The sequence below is a fragment of the Microbacterium sp. C-MGS6 genome (genome assembly GCF_058140415.1).
The window spans coordinates 98,044-121,199 of the sequence record NZ_CM176934.1; the positions used below are offsets into that span (position 1 = coordinate 98,044).

A 23,156-nucleotide genomic window follows, 5' to 3' on the forward strand; every position below is an offset into this window, starting at 1 on the left:
GAGAGACCGGTCCGGACCGGGGCTCCGGCGGGATCGGTCCATGGAACGGCGGGGGACGCCATGATCGAGAAGAAGGATGATGCACGCGCGGTGAGCGGGACATCGGCGGGAGGGGATGGGCACGGCGGCCTGCAGGGCAGGCTGACGGATGCGATCGTCTCGGGGGCGCTCGCGCCGGGCACGCGGGTGGACGAGCGGGGGCTCGCAGCCGCCCTCGGCGCCGCGCCGGCGGATGTCCTCCGTGCCCTGGACGGCCTCGCCGCTGTCGGACTCATCGCGGTGCGCCGCGACGGCACCCGGTGGGTGACCGCCTTCGACGGCGACCGCGCGCGCGATGTGGTGGCCCTGTTCGGCGACGTCTGGATCGGCTCCGTCCGACGCACGATGGCAGTGCTCCACGCGGACGACCTCGACTACCTGGACGAGCTCGTCGAGGACGTGGCACTGGCGGTGAGGTGGCGGGACGGCTCCGCGTTCGGCGACGGCCTGCGCGCTCTCGCGGTCGCCTTCGCGCGGATCGAGGGCAACGCGGAGCGGGCCGAGCTCGTCGGGAGCCTGGGGACTCTTCTCGCGTGCGTCGCCCGTCGCGCGGGGAGTGTCTTCGACTGGTCGGACGTGCGCGCCGCGGTCGTACGGATCGCCGTCGTACTGCCGGGACGCGACGCGGCGGCGATGCGCACCGCCCTCATCGCGCTGTTCGACGACGTGCTGCCGGGGATCGTCGACCGCGCCGTGGCGCCGGCGCATCCGCTCGCCGCGGCGTCCTGATCACGGGGGCGGGTGCACGGTCGCCCGCGGCGCCCCGTGCTCTCAGTCGGTGCCGGAGTCGAAGGCCGCGCGCTCGGAGGCCGTGTCGACCGCGTCGGCGAGGTTCTCGTCAGCCTCCGAGATCGAACCGTGCACGGACTCGGTGATCTCGGCGGACTCGCCGGCGGTCACACGGCCGACGAGCTCGCCGGTCGCGCCGCCGACGAGGCCGAGGCCCGCGTACTGCTCCAGGCGCGCGCGGGAGTCGGCGATGTCGAGGTTGCGCATCGTGAGCTGGCCGATCCGGTCCACCGGGCCGAACGCGGCGTCGCCGACGCGCTCCATCGACAGCTTCTCCGGCCCGTATGACAGGTTCGGGGAGACCGTGTCGAGGATCGTCCAGTCGTCGCCGCGGCGCAGGCGGATCGTCACGGTGCCCGAGATCGTCGAGCCGACCCAGCGCTGGATGGACTCGCGGAGCATGAGCGACTGCGGCTCGAGCCAGCGTCCCTCGTACATGAGGCGACCGAGGCGCCGGCCCTGCTCGTGGTAGGTCGCGAGGGTGTCCTCGTTGAGGATGCCGTTGACGAGGCGCTCGTACGCGATGAAGAGCAGCGCCATGGCCGGGGCCTCGTAGATGCCGCGGGACTTCGCCTCGATGATGCGGTTCTCGATCTGGTCGCTCATGCCGAGGCCGTGGCGACCGCCGATCGCGTTCGCCTCCTGCACCAGGGCCACCGGGTCGCTGAACTCGACGCCGTTGATCGCGACCGGACGGCCGCCCTCGAACGTCACCGAGACGTCCTCCGCCTCGATGGCGACGGACGGGTCCCAGAACTTCACGCCCATGATCGGGTCGACGGTCTCCAGCGAGACGTCGAGGTGCTCGAGCGTCTTCGCCTCGTGGGTCGCGCCCCAGATGTTGGCGTCCGTCGAGTACGCCTTCTCGGCCGAGTCGCGGTACGGGAAGCCGTGCGCGACGAGCCACTCGCTCATCTCCTGGCGACCGCCGAGCTCGGTGACGAAGTCCGCGTCGAGCCAGGGCTTGTAGATGCGCAGGCGGGGGTTGGCGAGCAGGCCGTAGCGGTAGAAGCGCTCGATGTCGTTGCCCTTGTAGGTCGAGCCGTCGCCCCAGATGTCGACGCCGTCCTCGCGCATCGCACGCACGAGCAGCGTGCCGGTGACCGCGCGGCCGAGGGGAGTGGTGTTGAAGTAGGTCTTGCCGCCGGATCGGATGTGGAAGGCGCCGCAGGAGAGCGCGACGAAGCCCTCTTCGACGAGCGCCGTCTTGCAGTCGATGAGACGAGAGGCCTCGGCGCCGTACTCCAGCGCGCGGCCGGGGATGGAGGCGATGTCGTCCTCGTCGTACTGGCCGAGGTCGCCCGTGTAGGTGAAGGGGACAGCGCCCTTGTCGCGCATCCAGGCGACGGCGACGGAGGTGTCGAGTCCTCCGGAGAAGGCGATGCCGACGCGCTCGCCGACGGGCAGGGACTGGAGGACCTTGGACATGGCTCCCAGTCTATCGGCGCGCGACCCACCCCCTTTCGTGTGTTCCGGCCCCTTTCGGACGCACGCAGAGGGGTGGCTCGCGCAGAAAGGGGTGGGTCGGCGGGAAGATGGGCGCATGGGTGGAGCGATTCTGTGGGGAGCCGTCGCGGCGGCTCCGCTGTTCGTCGGCGCGGTGCTCGCGATGCTGCGCACGTGGCCGCCGCGGTGGCTGGGCATCGTGCTGGGCTTCGGCGCCGGAGCCCTGATGGCCTCCATCGCCTTCGAGCTCTGGGAGGAGGGGCTCGACCGCGGTGGTCCGATCCCCCTCGTCACCGGCGTCGCGCTCGGAGCCCTCAGCTATTACATCGCCGCCCGCATCCTCGACGCCAGAGCCGCCAGGAAGAAGGGCGAGGCCGGGGGAGGCCAGCTCGCAGTGGGGGCGCTCCTCGACGGGATCCCGGAGCAGCTCGTGCTCGGCATCGGTCTCGCCTCGGGGGAGCCGGTGAGCATCGCGCTCGTCGTCGCCATCCTCGTCTCGAACCTCCCGGAGTCCATCGGCTCCGCCGCCGACCTGCTCGACGGCGGCATGCGACGGAGCAGGGTGCTGCTGCTGTGGGCCGGGGTCGCCGTGCTGTGCGCGGCGGCCACCGTCGCCGGATTCGCCCTGGCGAGCGTGACCGGCGAGGTCTTCCGCTCCGGGGCGAGCGGTTTCGCCGCGGGCGCCCTGCTCGTCATGCTGGTGGATTCGATGGTCCCGGAGGCGCAGTCGAAGGCGAAGGAGTCCACGGGGTTGGCGACCGTCCTCGGATTCGCGCTCGCCGCGGGTCTCGCCTTCGCCTCCTGAACGGGACGGCGGGCGCGTTCAGACCCCGCTGGTGCGGGGGTCGCGGCGGACGCTGCGTCCGGTGATGCGCTCGATGCGGAACGACAGCGGGAGATCACGGTCGTCTCCGGCCCACGGGTGCACCCGCGCCGCCGCCCCGGCCGCCTGATCCTCCGGAACCGGCGACAGGACCCCGTGCATCAGCACACTCCACCCCAGGCCGCCGATCGGATCGTGGTAGTCGACCTCGAAGGAGACCGTGGCCGCCTCGCGGGACAGCGCCGCCAGGTGGCCGTCCGGTGAGGTGCGCAGGAGCAGCTCGTGCCCCGAGACGACGAAGTTCACCGGATGGATCTGCACCAGGCCGTCGTCGACGAATCCGATCCGGCCCACCGTGGTGGTCGCCAGCAACTCGTAGGACTGCTGCTCATCGAGTTCGTTGATCATGCGGACACTCCCTCCCCCTGTGCGGCCAGTGTAGCCACGCCGCTGCCGATCATCGAGGGGATGGACCGGGAATCACCGGGTGAGGTGTCAGGCCGACCACCTCTCCAGGTCCGCGGTGAGCGCGGCGAGGTACTCCGGAGGGCCGGCTTCCGCGAACCACAGCCACAACTCGGCGGCGTGCACGGGGTACCACGCACGGACGCGGGCGGGATCCGCACCGTACCCGTCGATGAGCGCCCGCTCCGAGCGCGGATCCTTCCGCGCGGCTCCCCACGCGGCTCGCGCCAGCTCCCGCAGCGGATCGCCGCGGTGTGCGGCCTCCCAGTCCACGATCCCGGAGATGCGTCCGTGCTGCGCGAGCAGGTTGCCGTCCGTCCAGTCGCCGTGACAGAAGACGCTTCCGGACGAGGGTGGGATGAGCAGGGGGAGGCGTGGCGCCTCGGCGGCGCGATACCGCTCGATGATGGCCGCGTCGTCCGGCGCGGGAAGCAGATCGTCCGGCGGGTCGAGCCGGTGCAGGGCGCGGAGCAGGGGTGCCGACGCCCGGAGATCCGCGATCCGGACGTCGGCGTCGGCGTCGTCGAGACGGCCACCGGGGAGTGCGGTCATGAGGATCACGCCCTGCCGCTCCTCGACCACCTCGGGCACCGGGAGCCCGGAGCCGACGAGCCCGCGAAGGGCCCGCACTTCGTTGAGGTGCCGCGCCGGATCGGAGAGGCGCTTCTCGACCAGCCGCCGCCCGCCGTGCTCGACGAGCCGCACCGTGCCGACCGCTCCCTGCCTCATCCCGTCATCCTCGCACCGGGCCGGTCACTCGAAGCCGGGGTAGTCCTGCAGCCGCTCCTCGAACTCCGCGCGGTCGTCCTCGCTCAGCACCTTGCCGGCGATCACGACGAGCTGGAGCCCCTCGATCGGTTCGCCGGTGCGCGCGCTCTGCGCCTCCCGCGAGCTGCGGAAGCCGCCGTCGGCATCGTTCGACAAATCGTAGATGTTCGCGTAGAAGCGCAGCGGGTCGGGGTAGTTCTCCGTGTAGTACTCCCACGTCGTCTGCGTGCGAGGGTCATCGCTGCCGTAGAGCTTGGCGATCATGGACGGGTCGATGCCGGAGTTCGTCGGATCGTTGAACGAGTACAGGTTCCACAGTCCGTGGGACGCCACGACCTCATCGATCGCCGCCATCACGTCGAGCTTGCGCGCGTAGCCCTGCACGGGCTGCTCGGTCGCCCAGGCCGCCGACGTGTACTCCGACAGCATCGACTCGCCGCCGTAGCCGTTCCGCTCCGGCCGGACATCCTCGTCGCCGACCTGGACCCACGTGAACCCGAAGTCCGCGGTGAGCCGTTCACGGATGTCGGTGAAGAGGGAATCAGCCTCCGCGCGCACCTCCTCCATGGACTGCTGGGTGAGCGCCTCCTGCGGGGAGGTGCCCTTGATCCCGGGGTAGGCCTCCGCGTGCCGCTGTTCCGCGGTCTTCACGCCTTCGTAGTTCCCGGATGCCGAGGTGCGCAGAGCGCTGAGTGCCCCCACGGTCGCGACGTTGAACAGGACGGTGAGGACGAGCGCGATGACACCGAGCCGTCGTCCGCCGGGGGTGAAGAGCGCGGCCACGATCACTCCGAGCACCACGAGCTGCAGCGTGATCATCGTCACTCCGTACAGCAGGTCGGTGCCGCCGACCACGAGCGTGCCGAACAGGATCAGGGTGAAGAGGATCGCGGCGACCAGAGCGATCCAGCCGAGCGCAGTCGTGGAGGTCTTCTTCTCCTCCGTGGGCAGCTGTGGATCGACCGGTGGCGTGAGGCCGATCGGCTGCTGCCGCCGGGCACCGCGGTAGCCCCCGGGCGGCGGGACGGGCGGGGCGCCCTCGGTACCGCCGACGTAGCGGGCGCGCTGCCGCTCGTGATCACTCACCATGGCCTGTCCGTCCCGGTGCCGCCGGGGTCGTCACCCTGTTGCTGGTCGCGCTCCTGCGTCCCCTGCTCGAGCTTGTCCTGGAGGTCCTGCAGCTTGTCCTCGGACGGCTGCGGTTCCTCCTGATCCTCTTGCGGCTCCTGCGGCTGCTGTTCCTGCTCCTGCTCCTGTTGCTTCTGCTTGAGGCGGTCCTCGGTGTTGTCCAGGGTGTCCGACATGTCGCGCTCGGGGTCGGGGGACTGCTGCTGCGCCTCGTCGCTGCGGCACTCCTCCGGGGTCTCGACCGTGACGGTCAGCGCCTCGCCGTAGAGGGCGGTCGCCCCGGCGCCATCGCCATCGGCCCTGGCGGCGTCGCCCATCCGCTCGATGACGAGAGCGAGGTTGATCCGGACCGGGCAGACCTCCAGGCCGGTCGCGAGGTCGAGGGAGCGCTCCAGCTCCGCACGGGAGGCGGGGAGCTCGTCGGCACCGGCCAGTGCGGTGCCGATGTTGTAGGGGGCTTTGTACGGCTCGAACCAGTTCAGGACGTCCTGTCCACGCGCCGAGGCTTCGGAACCCGCGAAGTCGTCGACGACGTAGGCGGTGATGGCCTGGTGGGCGAACGCGTACATGCTCAGCAGTTTGCCCACGAAGAGGAGGGCGGCGAGGGTGAGCGGGATCGTCCCGATCGCGACCCACCGGCGGATGAGCCGGCGACGGCGGTTCGAGCGGAGGAGGGCTGCGGCGGGGTCGTCCTGCGCAGGCATCACGACCCACCTCCTCCCCTGTCGTCGGCGTCTGAACATCCTATCCGCGACGATCAGGCGGGACCCGCGTTCGCGACGAACGCCGGCCTCGTTCGAGGCCGGCGTTCATACGGTGGACCGATCCGATTACTGCGCAGCCTTGACGCGGAACGTGTCGAAGGACACGCCGAGCGGCGCGGTCGCGCTCGCGGAGCGGCTGCCGCTCAGGCCCACACCACCCGCCGGCAGCGGGGTGGGGTCGCTCGCCCGCAGCTGCCAATCGGCGGGCTCCGCGGCGTCTGTGACCCAGAGCTTCGCGACGAGCGACGTCTTGTCCGTTCCGGTCACGGACGCCTTCAGCGTGTACGTGGTGCCAGGGGTGACCGTGACGCCGTTCAGTGCCCGGGTCGCGAGGGCGGTGCCGTCGCGGTGCGCCACGAGCCAGACCGTGCCGTCAGGGCGAAGCCAGGCGCGGACGAGATACCGACCAGCGGACGAGTCGCGGGCGATGACCCCGATGTAGGAGCCTCCTGTGCTTGACGGCTGATCGATGCGGAAGGTCGTCTCCAGCGCCGGGTCCGGAACCGACGGGGCGTTCAGCGTCGCGTGGCGGGTGTCTCCCGCGGCCAGCTTCAGCTGCCCGGAGCCGTCGGCGACGCTGGCCGCGGCCGCGGACCCGCCGGCGATCTTCCAGGCGCCGCCGGCGAGGGCTTCGCCCCAGCCGGGGCCGGCGGTCCGGTCGAACTCGTCGCTCGCGAGCGGCGCGGGCTCCGCCACAACGGCCTCCCGGGTGGTGGTCGCCGCGCCCCCGACGTCGTCCGTCACCGTGAGGGTGACCGTCCGCGTCCCGGCCGTCGGGTACGTGTGCGTCGCCGTCGCGCCTTCACCCGTCGTGCCGTCACCCCAGTCCCAGCGGTAGCTGCGGATGCTGCCGTCGGCATCGGTCGATGCCGACGCGTCCGCCGTCACCGTCAACCCCGAGGCGGAGAGGGTGAACGAGGCCGTGGGCGGCGTGTCGGCGCCCTGGACGACGACCGATTTCGTGACCGAGCCCACGAGATTCTGGCTGTCGGTGACCGTGAGCTTGACCGCGTACGTGCCGGGCTTCCCGTAGGCATGCGACGGCGTCTTGCCCGTACCGGTCGTACCGTCCCCGAAGTCCCAGCGATAGTCCGAGATCGTGGTCGTCCCCGGCGGCACGGAGGTGCTCGCGTCGAAGGCCGCGGTGAGGCCGCTTGCCGTGGCCGTATAAGCGGCGACGGGGGCTGTGGAGCCATTCCCCACGCTGTAGTGGGTCTTGATCTGTCCCGCGGTCAGGCCATACGGGTAGACCGCGAACTCATCGACAGTGCCGACGAGGTGGGCATCGCCGGCGAGGTTGGCAGGGGCGGCAAGAGTCTTGGTCGGCTCATCCGCCCAACCCTTCAGCCTGCCACCGCCAATCTTCCAGAACCCGTTGAAGTCCTGCGCTGTGGTGACGTTAGGGAGCTGGCCGTCGAGCTTTCCGTCGATGAAGAGCTTCATTCCCTCGGGGCTCACCGACGCGACGACATGATGCCAGCGGTTGTCGTTGTATGCCGTCGCGGTCGTGAGCACTTTGGTGCCGTCGTTGTATACCCCGAAGTTCAGGCGGCCATTGTCTGACATGTAGACGGTTCGGTCGTAGTTCTTCGAGTAGAAGCCAGCGGCCGAACTCTCGAAGTCGAACAACACGCCGCCCGCGGTCGTCGAGGTCTGGAACCACATCTCGGCCGAGAACGATGACGGCGCCGCGGCCTTCGTGGTCGTGTCGACTCGTCCGGTCTCTGTCCCGTCGAGGGCTGTCGCCCCGGCCACGCCCTTCGGCACGCCTGATGACCGAGGCGTCGCTCCTGAGCGGATGAGCGGGCTGTTCGTACCTGCCACATCCTGCGCGACGGTTCCCAACGGGTAGTACAACTGGGGGCCGTCAGCGAGCACGGCGTTGGAGTACGCAGGTGTGGACGCGGCCGCCGTGGCGGTCGTCGTCTTGCTCGAAACCGTGTGGCCGTCGCTGTCCGTGGCCGTGAAGGTGTACTGCTGCTGTGCGCCGACCGGAGCCGTCGTGTCCTCGAAGCTGACTGCGGGCAGGTTCCACCACGTGGAGTCCACCTTCGTGGTGAACAAAGGGGTGGTCGAGTCGGCGCGGCGCAACTCGTATGTGAGCGTGAGATCGTCACGGTCCCAGTTGGCGGGAATGGTGACCTTCACGCGCCCGGGGGTGAGCGAAGTCGCGGTCGGCACCCACTTGTCGCCGGAGAGGCGGGGGCCGTCCTTCGGGCCCTCTGGAGGGGTGGTCGAGAAGCGGACGAGTCCTTCGAACCGTCCGTTGTTGACGGAGCGGAACTCGCCGCCGATGGAGATCATGGTGCCGGTGCCGGTGATCGACAACCCGGCCTGACCGAGTCCTGTGGTGGTCCCGACCGCCCAATCGGGTGACCACGCGTACGGCGACGGGGCGGGCGTGCCGCCCCAGTCCTTGCGACCGGGCGCGGTCGGCGCGGGTGCCAGCGTTCCGCGAGCATCCGCCGTGTATGCCTCGGAATAGCGGTGTACGCGCGGAGCCTGCTCCGGGTGGAGTCCCAGAGTTTCGCATGAATGCGTGTGACTGGTGGTGTAGACGACCTTGCCGGTCGAGTACACGCCGTAGTGGTCGCCGAGGCAATCCGCGATCCAGCGCACCTTGCCTGTGCCGGCCTCGGCGGCGAAGGTACCTTCGAGGCTGCCGGTCGCGGCGTCGGCGAAGCCCCAGCCGGTGCCGTAGACACCCGTCGCGTCGGTGGCGAGACCGAACGTCCCGGCCTTGCCGGCGTAGATGCCGGATCCGGCGCCGTTCTTGACGGTCTTGGCCAGCCCCCAGTCCGTGTTCAGTGCTCCGGTGGTCTTGTCCACGGAGGCGCTGCCGCGCATCTCGGTGTTGCCGTTGACCTGGGAGAAGCGTCCGCCGACGATCGTGTCCGCGCCGGCCGGGTCCATGACCATGGCATCGACCTGGAGGTCGGTCTGCGGAGCCCACGGTCGGAGGGCACCGTTGGTGGTGTCGAAGGCGGCCAGGTTCTTCCGCGGCGTGCCGTTGGCCTGGGTGAAGAGGCCGCCGGCGTAGACGGTCGTCCCCGACGTCGCCAGCGCGTAGACGCCGGATCCGCCGATGGAAGGCACGAATCCGGGGACGAGCTCGCCGCTCTTGGCGTCGATCGCGGCGATGTTCCAGCGGTCCTTGCCGTTGACCTTGTTGAACGAGCCGCCGATGTAGATCCGGGTGCCGTCGGGCGAGGCGGCGACGGCCTTGATCACGCCGTTGACCTTCGGCGCGAACGGCAGGAGCGCGCCCGTGTCGATGTTGTAGGCGAGCACGTTGGAGCGCGCCGTCAGCGCCGTCCCCGGAGCGGCCTTCGGCTCGCGCGCGTTGTCGAACTTGCCGACCGCGTACACGATCGAGCCGATCGTCGTCTGCGCCCAGACATACCCGTCGTCGATCTGCACGGTCGGGATCGGATCGGACGTGACCACGTTCTGATCCCGCTGCAACAGCGGAGGCAGGCCGCCCGGGGCTTCGGCGGCCACGGCAGCACCCCCACCGAGGGCGACCAGCCCCGCGGCGACCATCACCCCCGCGATCGCTCCGGCCACGCCGGTGCGCGCGCGCTTCCAGACAGCACTGTTCCCCATGTGTGTTCCCCAGTCTTCTGATGGCCGACCCCACGTCGGCACGACATCGCCGGACGACCGGCCGCGAGAGCTTCCCCCAGAGATGCTCGTATCGCAGTCGTCCGCCTCGGCGAACCCCCGTCGAAGGCATAAGAGCCTGCGACGGGTAACACAATACCATCGAAAGGCGCGGCACACACGCCGTATCTGCAGGGAAGCCCGGGGCCTCGGGCGCCGTCAGGGGGTGTGGGGTGGAACCGACCGTCCGGCGCGAGGGACGCGGAGACCGCGGAGCCGGGCGACCAGGATCGTCGCGCGGGTGAGCTCCACCGCGAGCGCGGCGAGGATGACCAGTGCGGCGACCCAGTACAGCTCGATCACGTTCCCCACCTCGCCGGCGTCGGAATAGGCGGTGGTACTCGACGGTGCGGCGGGGAGCGACGGGGCGACGCCCGCCTCCCGGTGCTCGTACTCGACGCCGAGCTGTCCGGCGATCGTCTCGAGGTTCCCCTCGTCGATGACGGAGAGTGCATCGGCACCCTGGTACTGGATGTACTCGGAGCCGATCTGATCGAGGCCGCCCGTCGTCACGCGCATCGGACCGCCCTCGGCCGTCCCGTACCCGAAGACGGCTCCGGCGTCGGTGTAGCGCGCGCTGTCGGCGAAGGACTCCGGCGCGGAACCCGTCGTCTGCTCGCCGTCGCCGAAGTAGAAGACCATGCGCGAACGGTCCGGCGACGACTCCGCCGCGGCGGCGAGGGTCTCGCTCAACAGCGGTGCGGCCACGCCGATCGAGCTGCCGCGCGACTGGCTCGTGACCTCGGGGCGCAGCACGTCCAGCGATCCGAGGAGGGCGGTGGTGTCGGTGGTCAGCGGAATCCGCAGCTCGGCCGCCGCATCCGAGGTGACCAGGGCGAAACGGGCTCCGGGGTACTCCTCCACGAGGGCCCGCACGTCCGCGCGGACGCCATCGAGCCGGGGAGAGCCGTCGTCCCAGTCCTCGGCGACGATGCTCGCGGTGGTGTCGACGACCAGCACGATGTCGGTGTCGGTCGCCAGCGTCTGCGTGGATCCTCCGGGGAGCCCCGGCCGCAGCAGCATCACGGCGCAGGCGAGGACCATCACGAGCCGCAGGGCCCACAGCGACCGGTGCACGGCGAGAGCGCGTCGATCGGTCACGACCTCGCCGCCGACCCGCGGGGCGCGGACGAGCATCCAGACGCCCACCGCGGCGACGCCGGCGCACAGCAGCAGGATGAGGAACACGGGGAGGACGGGCTGGAAGATCACAGGCGCACCCTCCACACCAGGACGACGAAGCCGAGCGCGAGGACCGAGAGAACGGCGATCCACAGGTTCGGGGTGTCCGTCCAGACCACCTGCGCCTCGCCGCGCAGCGCCGTGGCCTCCTGCTTCTGCACCTCGTCGATGATGTCGCCGACCGTGGTCGTGTCACGGAGTCCGTACGCGGCGCCTCCCGTGGCCTCGGCGGCGGCCGCGAGCTCGGCGCTGACGTCGGCGTCCTTGCCCTCGACCGGGTTGATCGCGAACACCCGCACATCCTTCGAGGCCGCATACGCCGCGGCCTCGTCGAGCGTCACGATCGAGGCGCCGTTGATCTCGTTGTCCGTCGCGAAGATCACCGACCGCGACCGGTCGTCGTCCGGGTGGTCGAAGCCCATGGTGCACGCCGCGAGCCCGTCGCCGATGAGGGAGGCGCCGTCGCCGTTGAGGGTGCCGAGCCAGTGCTCCGGGATCTCGTCCACGTAGTCGAAGCTCGACATCATGCTCGCGAGGTGCTCGCGGATGAAGTCGTAGTCGTCGGTGAGGGGGAAGATCTGCACGGGCGAGCTGTTGAAGATCGTCAGGCCGATGCGCTCCCCCTCGAAGCCGTCGAGCAGCTCGTCGAACACGGAGAGCACCTCGACGTCGACCTCGGACATCGAGCCCGACACGTCCAGACACAGCATGATGTCTCGGCTGGTGTCGACGGGCTGCACCGTCTGGGCGGACATCGGCCGTGCGGCCACGACGCCGGCGGCCAGTGCCGCTCCCGCGCCGAGAGCGAGCAGGCCGGTCAGGGCGACGGCGCGACGGGACAGCGCCTGACGGAAGGACGGGAGCGCCCGCAGCCGCTCCGCCCTGGCCACGCGGGCCGTGTCCGCCGCACGCCGGTCCCGATGGCGGCGCAGCCCCACCACGAGACCGATCACCACCGCGGCGACGACGACAGCGGCGGCGAGGACCAGCATCCAGACGTTCGCTAGTGCCATGCGCGCACCACCGTCCTGGCGGCTTCGGCTCCGGCGACCGGGTCGATCGCGGGCCCCTGCCGGAAGATGCTCGGATAGTAGTGACGACCCATCGCGTCGATGAGCGCCGGGTGGACGCCGCGGGACACGAGGTCGTCGAGGGCGAGCACCGGTGCCTCCAGACCGCTGTACTCGTTGACGAACGTGCGTACGACGCGGCTCAGCTCCAGGTTCGCCTGCCGTGCGGAGAGCCGGCGGTCCCGGTAGTCGTGCTCGACGCGGTCGATGCGGTCGAGGTACTCCGAGCGCAGAGCGGACAGCACATCGAGCGTGGACGGCTGCCCGGCATCCGCGGCCCCTCCGGAGGCGGCGGTGCGGGGGCGGGTGAGCCGGAACAGCAGCCAGGCGCCCACGATCAGCAGCGCCAGGACGCCGAGAGCGAGCAGCATCCATCCCCACCCATACTGCGCCGGGGGGTAGAGCTCGTCAGAACCGGGCATCGGACCTCCGGTTCAACAGGTGCAGCAGCTGCGGAACGGCGTGGTCCTGACCGTCGAGCGCGGCGTGGCTGATCTCCATCCGTGTGAGCAGGTCGGCGAGCCGGGCGGCATCCGCCGCCCGCTGCGCGCTGAGCTCGTTCACGATCGTGCGGTCGCCCTGGATGAAATCGGGAACCTGCCAGAGGCTGTCGACGTCGGCGCGCAGCCGCGCGGACCGGTGATCGAGCACCGGTTCGGCGTCGCGCAGGGTGATCCAGAGCACGTCGTGCTGCACGCGCAGTCGGCGCAGCAGCCGCTCGGTCTCCGTCGTCACCGGGGCCTCGTCGGTGACGACGACGACGATCATGCGCCGCGCGATCGTCCGCGTGACGAAGGAGAGCAGGGCGTCGCGATCGCTGGGGGCGGCCGCGTCGTCGACCGCGCGGTCGATCGTCCGCAGCGCGTGTTCCAGGGCACCTTCGCTGCGCCCCGGTGCCAGGCGACGGACGCGGGAGGCGTCGCCGTAGACGACCGTGAAGTCGTCGCCGTGCCGGAGCGTCAGCACGCCGAGGGCTCCGGTCGCCAGGATCGCCAGGTCCTTCTTCGAGCGCTCGTCCGCGGCGAGAGCGGTCATCGAGCGTCCCGTGTCGACGACGAACATCACCGTGTGCATGCGCGTGGCCCGTGACCGCTTGACCAACGGGGTGCCGAGGCGGGCGGTCGCGCGCCAGTCGATGTCGCGCACCTGGTCGCCGTACTCGTACTTGCGCAGGTCCTCGAAGTCGAGGCTCCGCCCGTGCAGCAACGACGCGTAGGCGCCGTCGAGCGCGTGCAGCGACTTGCGGTTCGAGTGGATGAAGAGCTTGCTCTTCACCTGCGTGATGAGGCTGGGCATCTGGCGCGGGATCCGTGAACGTGTCGACGGGTCAGGGGGTGGGCACGGCGGCGAAGATCTGGTCGATGATCTCCTCGCTGCGGATGCCCTCGGCGTCAGCCTCGAACGTCAGCAGCACGCGGTGCCGCAGCACGAGGTGTCGCAGGGCGCGGATGTCCTCGGGAAGGACGTGGGTCCGGCCGCTGAGGAGGGCGAGGGCGCGCGAGGCCTGGAGGAAGGCGATGCTGGCCCGCGGGCTCGCGCCGTACTTGATGAAGCGGGCGCGCTCGTCCCCGATGTACGGCGCGGGATTCCGGGTCACGTACGCGATCGACACGATGTAGTTGCGGATCGCGGGGTCGACGTAGATGCGGCTCGCGACGTCCTGCAGCAGGTGCACGTCGTCCAGCGTGACGGCGCTGTGCACGTGCCGGTCGGGGTCGAGCACGCCCGAGTCGATGCGGCTGAGGATCTCGAACTCCTCCGCCGGGCTCGGGTACTCCACGATCTCCTTGAGGAGGAACCGGTCCATCTGCGCTTCGGGCAGCTCGTACGTGCCCTCCTGCTCGATGGGGTTCTGCGTCGCGATCACGAGGAACGGCTTCGGCAGCGGGTGGATCTCGCCGCCGACGGTGGTCTGGTGCTCCTGCATCGCCTCGAGCATGGCGCTCTGGGTCTTGGCGCTGGAGCGGTTGATCTCGTCGAGCAGCACGAAGTTCGCGTGCACGGGGCCGAGCACCGTCCGGAAGCTGCCCGTCGCGGCGTCGTAGATCTGGTTGCCCGTGATGTCGCTCGGCAGGAGGTCGGGCGTGCACTGGATGCGCTTGAACTTCGCCTTCACGGTGTCCGCGAGCGTGCTGGCGGCAGTGGTCTTGGCGAGGCCGGGCACGCTCTCGAGGAGGATGTGACCGCCGGCGATGAGCGCCACGAGCAGGCTGGTGCGCAGGCGCTCCTGGCCCACCATCTTCGCGGAGTACGCGTCGGAGATCGTCTGCAGCACGGAACCGGCGCGCGCCATCTCGGCGTCGGTCGGAGCGGCGGAAGCAGCGGCGGGTGCCGGGGCGGCGGTTGGCGCGGCGGACGCGGGGGGCGGCGGGGGTGCGGAGATCGTCGGCGGGGTCGGCGCGTCGGCGTCGGTCATCGGTCTTCGTCTCCCTCGGTCACACGCGGGCCCGCACGGCGCGCCCCTCCGCCGACCAGCGTAATCGCAACCTGCGCGGAGGTCGCCGCTAAGCGGCCGGATGAGTCTGCTCCAACGCCTCCATTGACATGCAACGTTTTACCCGCTGATACTTGGCTCGTTCGATACCGACCCGACTATGCGAGAGGAGGAGCTATGTCGTTCACAGTTCGGGCAACCAAGGAACGTGACATCAGCTGGGGTGTTCTCTGAGAACGCGCACGCCACCCCGTATCGCTCGGCCTCCTCGGTCGAGCGATACGGGGCCGGAAGGAACTTCATGCGACCGCAGATCAAAAGAGCGCTACCCATCTATTGGCTCGCTGACGATGTCGTCCGCATCGGCGCGCAGCAGGGGATCACGAAGGAGCTCACCGACCCGCAGGGCCAATTGCGCGTCCTGTTACCGCTGCTCGACGGCAGGCGTGAGTACCGCGACGTCCTTCGAGAGGCGTGCCAAGCCCTCGGCGACCTGTCTGAAGACGACGTGCGCGAGGGGATCCAGTATCTCGACGCAAGCGGCCTCATCGAGGACGCGTGCTCTTACGACAGCCTGCCCGTTCGGCTGGAGGCCAATCAGACGTTCTTTGCGGCCGCCGCCGAGAATACGCAGGCAGCGGCGAATCGTGCCCAGCACGTTCTCCGCGAGTCTCATGTCGTTCTGCTCGGGCTCGGAGGGGGCGGAAGCGCAAGCCTCCCGCAGCTTCTGGCGTGCGGCCTCCGTAAGCTCACCATCCTGGACTACGACGTCGTAGATGAGAGCAACCTCAACCGGCAGACTCTGTTCCGGACGAGTGATATCGGGCGGAAGAAGACCGACGTAAGCGCAGAGTATTGTCGAGCGTTCGCTCCGGACGTCGATGTCGAGGTGTTCGATCTGAAGGTCGCCTCGGTGGACGACATCGTTCGGGTCGCGCGGGGAGCCGACGTCATCATCTGCGCCATCGATGAGCCTCGGTTCATTGCCCAACGCCGTGCGAACGCCGCGGCGGTGCGACTCGGAATCCCCGTCGTCATCATGCTCACTCAGCACACCAGCGGCCGCTTCTTCTCGGTGGTTCCGCGAGAGTCCGGCTGCCTCGATTGCTTGCACATCTTCGACGAACTCAACACGGATGGCTTCCTGCGGCAGTTCCATGCACTGATGTCGCCGGCGAGAGACGCGGCGACCGCGGCGATTGCGCCGCACATTCAGAGGCTCACGTCCTTCGGCGTGGACGAGGCGATGCGCCTGATCACCGGATACGCGGCCCCTTTGGGTCTCGGCCGACAGGTCGAGGTGAACTACATCTCAGGAGCGCTCCGCATCATCATGAACTGGGATCGACACCCGGGCTGCCCGACGTGCGGATCGGGCGACTCCCAGTTCGACTACATCTTCGATGCCGACCCGCTGTGAATCCGCCTCGGCTGGGTCTCTGGCGCGTCCGCGACTATCGGGCGTGGTTCGCCGGTGACACGCTCACCCAAGTCGGCCTGAGCATCGGGGCCTTCGCCTTCACTCTTCTCGGCTACTACGTCACATCCGACGCCTTTCTCGCAGGGCTGATCGGCACTGTCTCGGCCGTCGCGCGGGCGGTGTCGACCCTTCCTGGTGGCGTTCTCGCCGACAGGTTCGACGCCCGAAGGCTGATGATCTGGTCGGGCGCGTCCGCGTTCGCAATCTACGGAGGGCTGTCGGCGATGTACGTCACGGGCACGCTGACGACAGCTGCGCTCATCGTGATCGCGGCAGGAGAGGGGCTCGTCGTGGGGCTCTTCTTCACGGTCACGGACGTCGCGCTCCCGCGCATCGTCGGGAAGCGATTCCTGGCCGAGGCATCCGCAGCCAACCAGTCTCGCGACGCAGCCATCCGGCTTGCGGCGGCACCGGTATCGGGGCTGCTCTTCGGTGTGCACCCTTCGTTGCCGCTGATCGTCTCGGCGGTCGCTCGGCTCGGAGAAGTCGGATCCGCCCTCGCGATACGCAAGGACCTCAGCCCCGAGGGCCTCGGTGACGAAGCGGGGGTGCGATCGCTCGCCGCAGGTCGTCGTTGGCTGGCGGTGTGGCGTCAACCGCGAACCCTCATCGGTCTGATCGTGCTGGTCAACTTCTGCCTTGGTGCCTGTGGAATGACCATCGTGCTCAGCCAGCAACAGACAGGCACCCCCGCGTGGCAGATCGGAACCATCCAGACCATGCAGGGCGCAGGCGTGCTCGCAGGTGGAGCCGTCGCGGGATGGATACTCCGCCGATACAGCGGGCGCGCGATCGTGCGCCTATCGATCTGCATGATCACTCTGGCGTTCACCGCTCTTCTCGTTACTCAGAGCGTTCCCGCTGTGGCGGTCATCGGCTTCGTCGCCTCGATGCCGTTGATACCTCTCAACGCCGTGCAGGGGTCGTACCTCGCGTTGATCATCCCCGACCAGATCCGCGGTCGCGTGCTGTCGCTTTCGTCCTTGCTCGGAGCGCTCGCCGGCGGTGCGGCGCCTCTGCTGGCCGGAGCGCTTCTGGAGTACGCCGGTTACTACCTTGCGGTCGGGGTGCCTCTCGCCATCCTCGCGGGGACGGCGGTGGCCGCTGCGCTCTCCAGGGCGGTCGGAGCTATTCCCCGGAGGAGCGAGTTCGACCAGGTCGAACCGCTTCCCCTGTCCGCGGGTGCCATCGCAGACGCGTGATGAGCACGCCGAGCAGGCACAGCGCGCCGCCCACGAACATGAGCGGGGTGGGCACCTCCCCGAGGATCAGCCAGGACAGCAGGATCGCGAGGGCCGGGACCACGTACGTCGTCGCGGAGGTCTTCCCCGCGGTGCTGCGCTGCAGCACGTACGCCCAGGTGGTGAAGGCGATCGCGGTGGGGAAGATACCGAGGTAGACCACCCATAGCGTTGCGTCGAGGGGCGCCGTCTGCACGTCGGCGATCAGGGCGCCGAGCCAGGGAAGCAGGGCGATCGTGCCGGCGGCCGCCCCGAGCCAGGTCAGCGTGGTGGCGTCGACCCCTGAGGTGAGCAGGTTTTTCTGCAGCAGGGTGCACCCCGCGTACATGACCGCGGCGAGAAGGGCCAGCAGGAGGCCCGTGAGGTCGGGGCCGGTGCTGCTGGTGGAGTTCATGCCGATGAGGACCACCCCGAGGAAGGCGATGGGAGCGCCGATCACGAGGGGTCGGGGGAATCCCTCCCGGAGGAAGAGACCGCTGAAGACGACGACCATGAGCGGCGCCAGGTTCACGACCATCGCGGCGGTCCCGGCGTCGAGGGTGCGTTCGGCGCTGTTGAGGGCAAGGTTGTAGATGCAGAACCATCCGACGCCCCACACGGCGATCAGCAGCCAGTGGCGGCGCTCCGGGAGACGGATGCCGTGCCGGAGCGCGATGATCGTCAGCACGAGGGTGCCCACGGCCATGCGCAGCAGCGCCAAGGCCCCGGGGTCGTAGTGCGGCCCCGCGCCACGGATCCCGATGAAAGCCGACGCCCAGAGTACGACGGTCACGCCGGCTGCGAGCAGCACGAGGGCGCCGCGCGATCGCGCCGGCGAGCCCTGCGGGTCGAGCCGCTCCGATGCCCTGATGTCCTGTCGCACCGTCCGATCCTGGCACCGGCCGCCGACATCGGCGATGCGCGGAAGCGACAGCCGTCGTCGCATTCCCGCCAGCGTCGCCGCGGGGCACTGCTAACGTCGAAGAGCAGCCACTGTCCGGGCGGGTCGAGCGTTCCGCTCCCACCGGGGAAGAACTGTCCTCCTCTCCCGGATACGGCTGCGCCCGATACATGACGGAAGAGTTTGAGGACGATACGTGACGAACAGTGAACGAGTAGCGATCATCGGCGCCGGCCCCTCGGGGATGGCGCAGCTGCGGGCCTTCGAGTCCGCGGCCCGTGCGGGGGCGGAGATCCCCGAACTGGTCTGCTTCGAGAAGCAGGCCGACTGGGGCGGCCAGTGGAACTACACCTGGCGCACCGGGCTGGACGAGTACGGCGAGCCCGTGCACTCCAGCATGTACCGCAACCTGTGGTCGAACGGCCCGAAGGAGGCCCTGGAGTTCGCCGACTACACCTTCGACGAGCACTTCGGACGGCCGATCTCGTCGTACCCGCCGCGTCCGGTGCTGTGGGACTACATCGCCGGGCGTCTCGCGAAGACGCAGGTGCGCGACCTCATCCGTTTCGAGACCGCGGTGCGCTGGGTGGAGTTCGACGAGGAGCGTGAGGTGTTCCGCCTCACCAGCGAGCACCTGCCCACCGGGCGCACCACCACGGAGGAGTTCGACCGGGTCGTCGTGGCCAGCGGTCACTTCTCCTTCCCGAACGTGCCGCACTTCGACGGCATCGAGACCTTCCCCGGATCCGTCGCCCACGCGCACGACTTCCGGGGCGCGGAGGCCCTCGCCGGGCGGGACGTGCTCGTGATCGGGTCGAGCTACTCGGCGGAGGACATCGGCAGCCAGGCGTTCAAGATGGGCGCCCGCTCGGTCACCGCGAGCTACCGGACCGCGCCGATGGGCTATGACTGGCCGGAGGGCTTCGAGGAGCGTCCGTGCGTCGAGCGCTTCGAGGGCCGTACCGTGCACTTCGCCGACGGCACCTCGAAGGAGGTGGACGCGGTCATCCTCTGCACCGGCTACCTGCACAAGTACCCGTTCCTGCCCGCGGAGCTCGCCCTGTCCTCGCCGAACAACGTCTACCCCGACGGGCTGTACCGGGGGGTGCTCTGGCAGGGCAACCCGCGCCTCGCCTACCTCGGCGCGCAGGACCAGTGGTTCACGTTCAACATGTTCGACGCGCAGGCCTGGTTCGTGCGCGACGTCATCCTCGGCCGGATCGCCCTCCCCGACGAGGCCGAGCGTGCCGCGTCCATCGCCGCGTGGCGGAAGCGGTTCGCCGAGATCGACTCGGCGGCGACGGAGATCCGCTTCCAGGCCGACTACATCCGCGACCTGCTGGAGTGCACCGACTATCCGGCGTTCGACCTCGATCGCGTCGTGGAGATCTTCCTCGCCTGGAAGCACGACAAGAAGGCCGACATCATGGGCTACCGCGACCGCGTGTACCCCTCGGTCATGACCGGGACGCTCGCCGCCGCACACCACACCCCGTGGCTGGACGAGCTCGACGACTCCCTCGAGCGCTATCTCGAGGCCGACGCGCTCCTCGTCTGATCGCCGACCCACCCCCTTCCGGCCGTCCCACCCCTTTTCGCACGTTCGCAAGGGGGTGGGGCGCACGGGAAGGGGTGGGTCACCGCCTGGCCCGACGCCGCCCGATCCCCACGACGACCGTGGCAGTGGCGAGGATGATCGCGGCGATGAGGAGCACCCAGAGTGCGACACCGCCGTAGCCGCCGTTCAACGAGGGATCGAGGAAGGGGTACGGGTACCACCACGGGTTCCCGGTCGCGGGTGCGGTCACGAGGTTCGCGCGGAGCAGTGTGTATATCACCCACACGATCGGGAAGATCGCGGCGATCCCCACGGCGCCCCAGCCGAGCGCACGACGACGCGGCGCGAACAGCACGTCGGCGAGCAGGACGAGCGGGATGACGACGTGCAGCACCTCGTTCGACCAGGCGACCGTGGCTCCCTGCGGCAGCGCGATCCCCCGGAGCAGCGTGTTGTAGACGACGCCCGTGACGATCATGTAGGTGCTCGCGCACACGAGCAGCGTCGCCAGCCACGTCGGCTCGACCCGGGCATCTCGGTGGATCAGCCCCCAGATCCCGCCGACGGCCAGCACCACCGCTGCAAGCACGTTGGAGAGGATCGTGAAGAAGCTGAAGAAGTTCGCGAACACGGTGGGCAGATGCGCGCCCCACGCGGTGTCTGCGGTGAGGGCGATCTCCAGGGTGCGCACGAGCTGCGCGACGATCGCCGCCACCGCGAGCGCCGCCGCCGCGAGTCGGATGTAAGGCCACCACCGCGTCATCGCCACCTCCGTCGCCACTGTAGCGGGATCGAAACCGTGCCTCCGCCCCGGGTGTGGGATCGAAACCGTGCCTCCGGCGACTCGGGGAGGAGCGTATCCCGTCCCGTATCGCGCTTCCCCGGCGGACAAGCTTCGGGAATGATGGTCGAGATGGCGTCACGAAGGCCACGGACCCGCCGGAGGTAGTCATGTCGTACGACATCGAAGTGTATGGAAAGCTCCGGCTCGCATCGTCCGTGGTGCAGACCGGGGCGGGTCCAGTCACAGCGAGCGAGATCCCTGGCGATGGACTCGTCCAGGTCTGCACTCATGATTCAGGGGAGTACTGCTTCATCGTCGACGGGCCCCACGACGTCGGCGGCGAGGACATGGACAGTGTTCCCACCGGTCTCCCCGGCAACGTGCGCTTCCGGTACAGAGTCGTCGTCGAAGGTTCTGCGCAGCCGCATATCGGACACGCGCTGCGTTTCGCGGATGAGCTTGCCGGGGCGGTGGGAGGGGTCGTGCACGATCCACAGGTCGTCGTGGAGGAGACGTCCGACCCTCGATACGTGTCACGGAGGACCGGGCCCAGCCGCGAGAAGTTCCTGCACGTCGAGTGGTTCCGGTGCTTCGACGAGGAAAGCCCTTCGCTTGCTCAGATGTATCTCGAGTCAGCGAAGGAGCATCTTCCGGCCGCACTGCCCACCGTGTTCGGGGTCAGCGAGCCACTACGAGGAAAGCTCGCCGAGGACGGGGTGGAAGGGGCCGACCGCATCTACCGCGAAGATAGTCACCAAAGCAGACTGGTCCTCCGGGGGCGAAAGCCCCTCATCTCGGGATTCCTGGATTCGTGGTCCGATCAGTTCGTCGCTGAACACCAGTCCGCACACCTACTCTTCGACGCGGCGGCGCTCTCCAAGCCTCGATTCGTCAGCGCCTTCGAGAGCTTCTTCGTCGATTTCGCACAGCGTTCGAGCAGCTTCTTCTCGTACGCCGAGGTCACGCAGTCCCGCTTCTCACCGACGATGGCGCTGCCGCAATGGGGTGAGTGGCCGGGGCTGCCGCAGAGCCCTCCGTGGCTGAGCTGGTTCTCCACGGAGTACGCCGACCTCGTCCGCCCGCATCTGACCGCGGGTGCGCATCGCGAGCTGAGCGGCGGCATGGTCTATCGCTCGAACATGCCCGCGACGAGCGTCAGCGCTTCATGGACGGAGCCGGGGGCCTGGGTCCCCTTCGAGTTCGTTCCTGTTCAGGCGGATCCTGACAATCACCGCAAATCGACGGCTCGCGCGAGCGAGATGCCCATCGCGCTCCTGTCATCGGACTACTTCGTCAAGGTCCGGTGACTGCGATTACTCGCACGATAGCGTCGGTGGGGCCGCTCGGAGGGCAAGCTTCCTGGCCAGTGCGAGGGGAGAAGACAGGTGTCATACGATCTTGACGTTTTCGGGAGCGTGAGATTGAGCCCTCGTGAGTTGGCGAAGATCGCCGCGCCACCGGGAATGCGCCTGAAGCGCGCCCTCGGCTGGGGGGCGAAAGACGTCAGGGCCCTCGATTCCTCGGGCGAAGTGGCGTTTTCTGTGGAAGGCCCGATGCGCGTGGAGCGTGACGACCTTCCTCTGGTCGTGGCCCGCACCCTCCCCGGATCGACGTGCGTCTATCACGTTCGCGTGCCGTACGACGTGAAGTCCGTGGGCGACGAGTTCCGTGCCGAGCCCAACGATCACCATCTTGGCGCGGCGAAGGAGTATGCGGAGGATCTCGCCACCGCGGTCGGCGGGCAGGTGGTCGATCCTCAGGTGATCTCCTCACCTGAGGACGAGGAAGCCGACCCTTCACAGCGGACGGCGGAGAAGCTCTACGTTCACCTCCGGTGGTTCCGAAGGTTTGGCGAACTCGCGGACGCCACTGCGCTTGCCGAACGGTACCTCCAAGCGGTCCGGGAGAGCTTCCCGCTCGCTGTGCCTGTTCGCTTCGGGTCGCATGAACCCTTTCAAGGACGCCTTCCCCGCGACGGTGGCGCCGCCTTCGATGCCCTGTACCGGGCGGAATGTCGCGCCGACAGCCTTGCCATGACGAGCAAGGACTTCATCTCGGCGAGCATCTCTCCATGGACCCCGATCGGTGGCGACTATCAGACGATCTCGATCGATTTCGAGCTCGACCACTTGGTGGAGTCGGACGCGTTAGGCGCAGTCGCGGGGTTCCTCGTGGATGTGGCACGTCGCGTCGGCAGCTTCTTCGCCTTCGCCGAGCTCAACGACACTCGGTTCGCGACGGCGCGTCCGCGCGGTTTCGACGGAGCGTGGGGAGGGCTGCCGGTCGACCCTCAGTGGGCCACCTGGTACGACGCGGAGTACTCCACGCTGGTCCGGCCCCGTCTCCGAGGTGGCGAGATCCAGGAGTTCCCGGAGGGGCTCATGCACCGATGGTCCACCACACCGGCAAGGGCAGACGCGATACGCCGGGGGCTCAGCACCACATGGCCGCCACCCGATCTCGTGGGCTCGGTCCACACCACACCAGGCGGTCCCCGTGGGATCGCACAGGCGAAGGTCGTGCCGGAATCGCTACGAGTCCCTTCCTCGTGAGCGGAAGTGCTGGTCCTCGGTGAGCCTTCGTCGACGAACGCGCGCCGCCGCCCGGTGCGGGATCGAAACTGCGCCTCCAGGGCCTCGGGC

At 69.1% G+C, this 23,156-nt stretch carries 21 protein-coding genes; 7 read left to right on the forward strand and 14 right to left on the reverse strand.

Features of this window, described 5'->3' with window-relative positions; all coding sequences use genetic code 11:
• Positions 1 to 60 precede the first annotated feature (60 nt).
• On the forward strand, positions 61 to 768 hold the full coding sequence (locus tag AC3B5L_RS00495; RefSeq protein ID WP_490096049.1) for a GntR family transcriptional regulator: 708 nt from the start codon (positions 61 to 63) through the stop codon (positions 766 to 768).
• Positions 769 to 810: 42 nt separating this feature from the next.
• Here the strand turns inward: AC3B5L_RS00495 and argG are convergent, their stop codons facing one another.
• Positions 811 to 2,256 carry an argininosuccinate synthase gene (gene argG, locus AC3B5L_RS00500; protein WP_259954124.1) on the reverse strand — a complete coding sequence of 482 codons (1,446 nt, stop codon included), beginning with the start codon at positions 2,254 to 2,256 and terminating at the stop codon, positions 811 to 813.
• Between the two features lie 115 nt (positions 2,257 to 2,371).
• Here argG and AC3B5L_RS00505 point away from each other — a divergent pair, with 115 nt between their 5' ends.
• Entirely contained in the window at positions 2,372 to 3,079 is a 708-nt protein-coding gene (locus AC3B5L_RS00505; protein ID WP_259954122.1) for a ZIP family metal transporter, read from the forward strand.
• An 18-nt stretch (positions 3,080 to 3,097) separates the two neighbouring features.
• Here AC3B5L_RS00505 and AC3B5L_RS00510 read toward each other — a convergent pair whose 3' ends face one another.
• From AC3B5L_RS00510 to AC3B5L_RS00555, 10 genes are all read right to left on the reverse strand, one after another.
• On the reverse strand, positions 3,098 to 3,505 hold the full coding sequence (locus AC3B5L_RS00510) for a pyridoxamine 5'-phosphate oxidase family protein (RefSeq protein WP_187662849.1): 408 nt from the start codon (positions 3,503 to 3,505) through the stop codon (positions 3,098 to 3,100).
• 87 nt (positions 3,506 to 3,592) lie between these two features.
• Positions 3,593 to 4,291, reverse strand: coding sequence for a phosphotransferase family protein (locus tag AC3B5L_RS00515; protein ID WP_259954120.1), 699 nt, complete (start codon positions 4,289 to 4,291; stop codon positions 3,593 to 3,595).
• Between the two features lie 24 nt (positions 4,292 to 4,315).
• Positions 4,316 to 5,419 (reverse strand): DUF4064 domain-containing protein, encoded by a 1,104-nt coding sequence (locus tag AC3B5L_RS00520; protein ID WP_259954119.1) that lies wholly within the window; start codon positions 5,417 to 5,419, stop codon positions 4,316 to 4,318.
• Positions 5,413 to 6,162, reverse strand: a complete 750-nt coding sequence (locus AC3B5L_RS00525; protein WP_187664061.1) for a hypothetical protein — start codon at positions 6,160 to 6,162, stop codon at positions 5,413 to 5,415. Before AC3B5L_RS00525 ends, AC3B5L_RS00520 begins: the two co-directional genes overlap by 7 nt.
• A 126-nt stretch (positions 6,163 to 6,288) precedes the next feature.
• Positions 6,289 to 9,828 carry a PKD domain-containing protein gene (locus AC3B5L_RS00530; protein ID WP_490096050.1) on the reverse strand — a complete coding sequence of 1,180 codons (3,540 nt, stop codon included), beginning with the start codon at positions 9,826 to 9,828 and terminating at the stop codon, positions 6,289 to 6,291.
• Positions 9,829 to 10,044: 216 nt separating this feature from the next.
• Positions 10,045 to 11,097: a vWA domain-containing protein gene (locus AC3B5L_RS00535; RefSeq protein WP_187662852.1), complete on the reverse strand. Its 1,053-nt coding sequence runs from the start codon at positions 11,095 to 11,097 to the stop codon at positions 10,045 to 10,047.
• Entirely contained in the window at positions 11,094 to 12,080 is a 987-nt protein-coding gene (locus AC3B5L_RS00540) for a VWA domain-containing protein (protein WP_232089139.1), read from the reverse strand. The genes AC3B5L_RS00535 and AC3B5L_RS00540 overlap by 4 nt, the downstream gene beginning before the upstream one ends.
• On the reverse strand, positions 12,071 to 12,559 hold the full coding sequence (locus AC3B5L_RS00545) for a hypothetical protein (RefSeq protein ID WP_259954116.1): 489 nt from the start codon (positions 12,557 to 12,559) through the stop codon (positions 12,071 to 12,073). The genes AC3B5L_RS00540 and AC3B5L_RS00545 overlap by 10 nt, the downstream gene beginning before the upstream one ends.
• Entirely contained in the window at positions 12,546 to 13,433 is an 888-nt protein-coding gene (locus tag AC3B5L_RS00550) for a DUF58 domain-containing protein (RefSeq protein ID WP_490096051.1), read from the reverse strand. Before AC3B5L_RS00550 ends, AC3B5L_RS00545 begins: the two co-directional genes overlap by 14 nt.
• 31 nt (positions 13,434 to 13,464) lie before the next feature.
• Positions 13,465 to 14,553 (reverse strand): AAA family ATPase, encoded by a 1,089-nt coding sequence (locus AC3B5L_RS00555; protein WP_259954114.1) that lies wholly within the window; start codon positions 14,551 to 14,553, stop codon positions 13,465 to 13,467.
• Between the two features lie 319 nt (positions 14,554 to 14,872).
• Here AC3B5L_RS00555 and AC3B5L_RS00560 point away from each other — a divergent pair, with 319 nt between their 5' ends.
• The gene (locus AC3B5L_RS00560) at positions 14,873 to 15,991 is read left to right on the forward strand and encodes a HesA/MoeB/ThiF family protein (RefSeq protein ID WP_366237188.1); all 1,119 of its coding nucleotides are present in this window, start codon (positions 14,873 to 14,875) and stop codon (positions 15,989 to 15,991) included.
• Complete coding sequence (locus tag AC3B5L_RS00565) at positions 15,988 to 17,253, forward strand: MFS transporter (protein WP_259954111.1); 1,266 nt, start codon at positions 15,988 to 15,990, stop codon at positions 17,251 to 17,253. The genes AC3B5L_RS00560 and AC3B5L_RS00565 overlap by 4 nt, the downstream gene beginning before the upstream one ends.
• Here AC3B5L_RS00565 and AC3B5L_RS00570 read toward each other — a convergent pair.
• Positions 17,180 to 18,154, reverse strand: coding sequence for a DMT family transporter (locus AC3B5L_RS00570; RefSeq protein ID WP_280565873.1), 975 nt, complete (start codon positions 18,152 to 18,154; stop codon positions 17,180 to 17,182). The genes AC3B5L_RS00565 and AC3B5L_RS00570 overlap by 74 nt on opposite strands.
• Before the next feature lie 214 nt (positions 18,155 to 18,368).
• On the opposite strand from AC3B5L_RS00570, the gene AC3B5L_RS00575 reads away from it, so the two are divergent.
• Positions 18,369 to 19,730 (forward strand): trimethylamine monooxygenase, encoded by a 1,362-nt coding sequence (locus AC3B5L_RS00575; RefSeq protein WP_259954108.1) that lies wholly within the window; start codon positions 18,369 to 18,371, stop codon positions 19,728 to 19,730.
• Between the two features lie 79 nt (positions 19,731 to 19,809).
• Here the strand turns inward: AC3B5L_RS00575 and AC3B5L_RS00580 are convergent, their stop codons facing one another.
• Both AC3B5L_RS00580 and AC3B5L_RS00585 read right to left on the reverse strand, forming a co-directional pair.
• On the reverse strand, positions 19,810 to 20,493 hold the full coding sequence (locus tag AC3B5L_RS00580; RefSeq protein WP_490096052.1) for a Pr6Pr family membrane protein: 684 nt from the start codon (positions 20,491 to 20,493) through the stop codon (positions 19,810 to 19,812).
• 314 nt (positions 20,494 to 20,807) lie between these two features.
• Complete coding sequence (locus AC3B5L_RS00585; protein WP_490096053.1) at positions 20,808 to 21,002, reverse strand: hypothetical protein; 195 nt, start codon at positions 21,000 to 21,002, stop codon at positions 20,808 to 20,810.
• Positions 21,003 to 21,134: 132 nt separating this feature from the next.
• On the opposite strand from AC3B5L_RS00585, the gene AC3B5L_RS00590 reads away from it, so the two are divergent.
• Positions 21,135 to 21,821 carry a hypothetical protein gene (locus AC3B5L_RS00590; RefSeq protein WP_490096054.1) on the forward strand — a complete coding sequence of 229 codons (687 nt, stop codon included), beginning with the start codon at positions 21,135 to 21,137 and terminating at the stop codon, positions 21,819 to 21,821.
• 129 nt (positions 21,822 to 21,950) lie between these two features.
• Positions 21,951 to 23,066, forward strand: a complete 1,116-nt coding sequence (locus tag AC3B5L_RS00595) for a hypothetical protein (RefSeq protein ID WP_490096055.1) — start codon at positions 21,951 to 21,953, stop codon at positions 23,064 to 23,066.
• Positions 23,067 to 23,156: the final 90 nt, after the last annotated feature.